The organism is Streptomyces sp. WAC06614 (assembly GCF_003949795.1).
In the GTDB taxonomy this organism is placed as follows: domain Bacteria; phylum Actinomycetota; class Actinomycetes; order Streptomycetales; family Streptomycetaceae; genus Streptomyces.
This window is the reverse complement of record NZ_RPRY01000424.1, coordinates 1-4,967: the sequence shown is the minus strand read 5'-3', so window position 1 is coordinate 4,967 and position 4,967 is coordinate 1. Positions and strand designations below refer to the sequence as shown.

The following is a 4,967-nucleotide window of genomic DNA, read 5'->3' as shown; positions in this document are numbered from 1 at the left end:
CCCCTCCCCGGTCTCGGGCAGGACGGACCGTACGGCCAGTTCGTACTGGTCGACCCCGGTGACCAGGCGGGTCAGGAACGGGATCCGGTCGCCGCCACCGCGGGTGTGGGTCTCCAGCAGCACGGCCCGGCCGCCGGTCAGGATGACCTCGGTGTGCGAGGCGCCGTGGGTGATCTCCAGGGCGTCCAGGCAGCGCCGGACGCAGGCGTGGGCGGCCCGTTCCTCCTGCGGGGTCAGCCGGGCGGGGACCTCGTGGCCGGTCTCTATGAAGTAGGGCCGGCCGTTGGTGCGTTTGGCGGTGATACCGAGGATCTCGTGGCGGCCGTCGAAGGAGACGGCCTCGACGCTGTACTCGGCCCCCGTGACGTACGCCTCCCACAGGAAGCCGGCCAGGGCGGTGCGGCGGCCGGCATAGGTGTCGGCGTCGGGGACGTGTTCGACGTTGCGGCTGCCGGAGCCGTCGACGGGCTTGGCGACGACGGGGAAGTCGCCGGGCCCGGGATCGTCCCGGCCGACCACGCCGAACGCCGGCTGCTCCAGCACGCCCGCGAGGGTGCGGCGCATGAGCAGTTTGTTCCGGGCCCGTACGACCGCCCGCACCGGGACGGTCGGCAGGCCGAGGGCCTCGGAGAGCAGGGCGGCCGGCAGCGAGCCGAGTTCGGTGAAGGACAGCACCGCCCGCACGGCGGGTGGCAGCGGGATGCCGAGCACGCACAGCGGGTCGGCGCGGAATGGGGCGTGCACGACGTCGATCGCCCCGGGGACGGTTGCCGGAGGCTTTTCTTCCGGGTCGGCGACGCAAAGGAACGGAATACCCATGCGGGCCAGCGTCCGGAATCCGTCCACCGGTTTGGCGCCGATCAGGACGACCGGCCCGTGCGCGTGGTGCATCACCATCGGGAACGATTCCCCTTTCGGTGCCGGCGGCCGCGGCAAGCATGTGAAATGGGCATGCCGGGTCGCTGAATTCGCCGGCAGCGCGATCAGACGAGAGGCGTACGAGGACGCCGAGTGAATCCCCCGGAATTCAATGATTCCCCCTTGCGGCAGTCCCGATATCAGGACGCCATGCGACGGTAATGAGGGCCCGACGACGGCGTCAACCAACAAGAGAAGGCGGCCCGTTGTGACCTGGATCACAGCCTCAAGGGGGGCATTTCCGCACTTAATGGGGACCCCAAGACCGCGTTATACGACCGATAGGACAGAGGGACGCACGGGACGGGGGTTGTCCCCACCCCGGGTCGACCGGGCCACCGGATGGGGAGCTGACGGCAATTCAACGAGGCTCGTGCCATGACGACTTGCCCGAGGAAAGATTTCCGGAAGGCGCTCCTCCTCGCCGCCTCCGCCGCCCTGGTGGCCACCACCCTCACCGCCACCGCCCTGCCCGCGGCCGCCGCCGCCGGCGCCGGCGCCGGCGCCGGCGCCGACACCTCCACCGGGACCGGAACCGGCACCGATGCCACCGCCCCGCAGCTGACCTGGCGCCCGTGCGCCGTCCCCGACGGCCCGGCGGGACAGGAGTGCGCCGACCTCCCCGTCCCGCTCGACTACGCCCGGCCCCAGGGCCCGTCCCTCCGCGTGGCCGTCACCCGGCTCCGCAGCGACCGCCCCGCGGCCCGGCGCGGCACCCTCGTGGTGCTCCCCGGCGGGCCGGGCGGCTCGGGCGTGCAGCGGCTGACGAAGAAGGGCGCCGCGCTCCGGCGCGAACTCGGCGGCGCCTACGACCTGGTGGCCTTCGACCCGCGCGGGGTGGGCGGCAGCACCACCGCCAGCTGCGACCTCACCCCCGAGGACCGGTACCTGACGAACCTGCGGTCCTGGCCCGACGCGGACGGCGGCATCGACGCCGACCTCGCCCGGGCCCGCAGGATCGCCGAGGCCTGCGACCGGGCCGGCGGCGCGGTGCTGCGCAGCTTCACCACCGCCAACCAGGTCCGGGACATGGACCGCCTCCGCCAGGCCCTCGGCGAGCGCAAGCTGTCGGCGTGGGGCACCTCGTACGGCTCCTACGTGACGGCCGTCTACGCCCAGAAGTTCCCGCACCGCACCGACCGCCTGGTGCTGGACAGCACCGGCGACCCCGACCCCGAGCGGGTCGCCCGGGGCTGGCTGGCGAACATGGCGCAGGGCGCCGACGACCGCTTCCCCGACTTCGCGGCCTGGGCCGCCCACCCCGACCGCGACGGCGACGGGCTGCGGCTGGCGGCCCGCCCGGAGGAGGTGCGGCCCCTGGTCCTCGCCCTCGCGGCGACGCTGGACCGCGCGCCGAAGGAGTCCACCACCCCGGGCACCCCGCTGACCGGCAACGGACTGCGCCAGGTCCTGCAGAACGCGCTCTACGGCGACGCCTTCTTCCCCGCCCTGGCCCGGCTGGTGCAGGCCGCGCAGGACCCGGCGCGACCGGTGGTCCTGCCGCCGGAGCTGGCGCAGCCGATGCGGAACGAGGACGCCGCCCTGACCGTGGCCGTGATCTGCAACGACGTGGACTGGGGCGAGCGGTCGGCGGCCGGCTACCGGCGGGCCGTGGCGGCGGACCGGTCCGCCCACCCCCTGACGGCGGGCATGCCGGTGAACGTGACCCCCTGCGCGTTCTGGAAGGACGAGCCGGCCGAGCGGCCCACCCGGATCACCTCCGCCGGACCGTCCGACATCCTGATGGTGCAGAGCCGCCGCGACCCCGCCACCCCGTACGCGGGCGCCCTGAAGATGCGGGCGGCGCTGGGCGACCGGGCCCGGCTGGTCTCGGTCGGGCAGGGCGGCCACGGGATGTACCTGACCAACGGCAACGCCTGCGGGGACCGGGCGGTCACGGCGTTCCTGACCACCGGCACCCGCCCGGACCTGGACACCGACTGCCCCGGCTGAGCGCGCCCGTCACCCGGCGGGGCGGCTCCCGGTCGGGCCGTCGGCCAGGACGTCGGCCAGGTACGCGTCGAGGTCGGCCTTCCCCGGCTCCGGCACCAGCATGTGCCGCACCCACGCCTCGCGTTCGTGGGCGAGCGGCGGGAGCTCCCAGACACAGCCGATCAGACCGGGCTGCAGCCGGACGAAACGGGTGGGGTCACGGTCCGGGCAGCCCAGCACGGGCTGGCCCGCCACCCCGCCCACGAAGTGCAGGGCGTTGTCCCACATCCAGCTGTAGACGTTGAGGTAGGCCCCGTCGTCCCCGCCGCGGTGCAGGACGACGAAGCCGCCCGGCGGGGTGCCGTCCGGTTCCGGCAGGGTGCGCAGCAGCTCGGGGAGGAAGCGGTAGGCCGCCGCCTCCACCTCCGGTTCGATCCCGGCGGGATCGGCGGTGACGTGGTAGCGCTTGATGCGACGGCCCCCGACGGTGACCGGGGGCCGGACCGTGAGCAGCTTCTCGGTGAAGGTCATGCGGGGACGGTAGGGCGGGTTTCCTGACACCTTCTGTCAGGGAACCGGCGCGGAGGCTCAGACCGACGGGGTCAGCCGGGGCGCGGACGGCCGCCGGTCGGGGGCCAGGGCCGTCACGCCCGTCCCGTGCAGGGCGCTGCCGGCCAGCCAGGCGGGCCAGTCGAGGTTCCAGTCGCCGAGGCCGTTGTCGAACGGGGTCATCGGCTCGCCGCCGGTGTTGACCCACGAGGCCACGTCGCCCTCGCGGACGGTCTCGTAGAACCAGGCGGCGTCCGCCGGGCTCATGCCGGTGCAGCCGTGGCTGACGTTCTCCTCGCCCTGGGACGCCACCGACCACGGAGCGGCGTGGACGTACTCGCCGCTCCAGGTCATCCGGGTGGCCCAGGAGACGGGCAGGTCGTAGAACTCGCGGTCGCCGCGTCCGATGCCGACTGAGTCCCCGCGCATCCTCACCTGCCGCTCCTTGCGCAGCACCACCTTGATGCCGCTGCGGGTGCGGAAGCCGGCCTTGCCGGTGGTGACCGGGATGGTCCGGATGACCCGGCCGTTGCGGCGGACGGTCATGGTGTGCTCGGCGGAGTCGGTGAGGGCCTCGATCCGGTCGCCGACGGTGAAGTGGACGGGGTCGGAGGAACCCCCGTAGCGCTCGCCGTCGACCGCCACCCCGTCGAGCCCGCTGTACACGTGGACCTCGGCGTGGGCGGGCCAGAAGGTGCGCGGGCGGTAGTGCAGGGTGGAGTCGTCGACCCAGTGCCAGGCGCCCTCGACCTGGGGTTCGGAGGTCACCCGCAGCGCGCGTTCGACGCGGATCCGCGCGGTGCGGTCCGCGGCCGGGACCGGGCTGCTGAGCGAGGCGGTCACGATCTGCCCGGCGCCGTACGTGCCCGGCCCGGGCCCGAAGGAGGCGGTGAGCCGCTCCCCGGGCGCCGCCGGGGCGGTCCGCAGGGCCATGACCGCGCCGACCGTGGTCCCGGCGGCGTCCTGGGCGCCGACCTGGACGACGTACGTCTCGTCGGCCTTGAGCGGTTCGGCGTTCTCCCAGAGCGTGCCGTCGGCGTCGAGGGCTCCGGCGAGGTGGCGTCCGTGCCGGTCGCGCACGGTGACGTCGGTGAGCCGGCCCGGTGCGGCGAGGGAGATCCCGAGCGGGCCGGCCGCGTCGGTGGGTGCGGTGCCCCGCAGCCGGCCGGCGGAGACCTCGTGGGGCGTGGCGCGGGCCCCTTCCTCGGTGGCGAGGACCAGGTGGGTGCGCAGGCCGCGGCAGTCGGCGGCCGGGAAGAGTCCGCCGGAGCAGCGGGGGCCCTCGGCCCCGGCGCCGGCCGGCCCGCCCTTCAGGGCGGTCGCGACCTTCAGCAGCACCGAGGCCTGGCTGTGCGGGGCCGGGTCCGGCCGCTGTCCGTCGTCGCCGCGGACCGGCGCGGCGGCGCCGACCAGGAGGCCCACGACCACCACGGCGGCCGTCCGGCGCACCTTGCCCCGCCGCGCACGCGGCGCCCCGGCGCCCGGCCCGCCCGCGGCGTCCTGTCCGTCCTGTCCGCCCTGTCCGTCCTGTCCGCCCTGTCCGCCCTGTCCGCCCTGTCCGTCCCGCC

The 4,967-nt window shown here is 74.9% G+C and carries 4 protein-coding genes; 1 reads left to right on the top strand and 3 read right to left on the bottom strand.

From position 1 onward, the window contains the following. The coding region (locus EF918_RS32305; protein WP_125652466.1) for an acetyl-CoA carboxylase biotin carboxylase subunit family protein at window positions 1–897 on the bottom strand (897 nt) is incomplete at its 3' end. Between the two features lie 399 nt (window positions 898–1,296). On the opposite strand from EF918_RS32305, the gene EF918_RS32300 reads away from it, so the two are divergent. Further along, complete coding sequence (locus EF918_RS32300; RefSeq protein ID WP_125652465.1) at window positions 1,297–2,871, top strand: alpha/beta hydrolase; 1,575 nt, start codon at window positions 1,297–1,299, stop codon at window positions 2,869–2,871. Window positions 2,872–2,880: 9 nt separating this feature from the next. Here EF918_RS32300 and EF918_RS32295 read toward each other — a convergent pair whose 3' ends face one another. Further along, window positions 2,881–3,381 carry a hypothetical protein gene (locus tag EF918_RS32295; RefSeq protein ID WP_125652464.1) on the bottom strand — a complete coding sequence of 167 codons (501 nt, stop codon included), beginning with the start codon at window positions 3,379–3,381 and terminating at the stop codon, window positions 2,881–2,883. 57 nt (window positions 3,382–3,438) lie between these two features. Further along, window positions 3,439–4,967, bottom strand: a 1,529-nt coding sequence (locus EF918_RS32290) for an Ig-like domain-containing protein (protein WP_312847885.1), incomplete at its 5' end; no start/stop codon positions are given.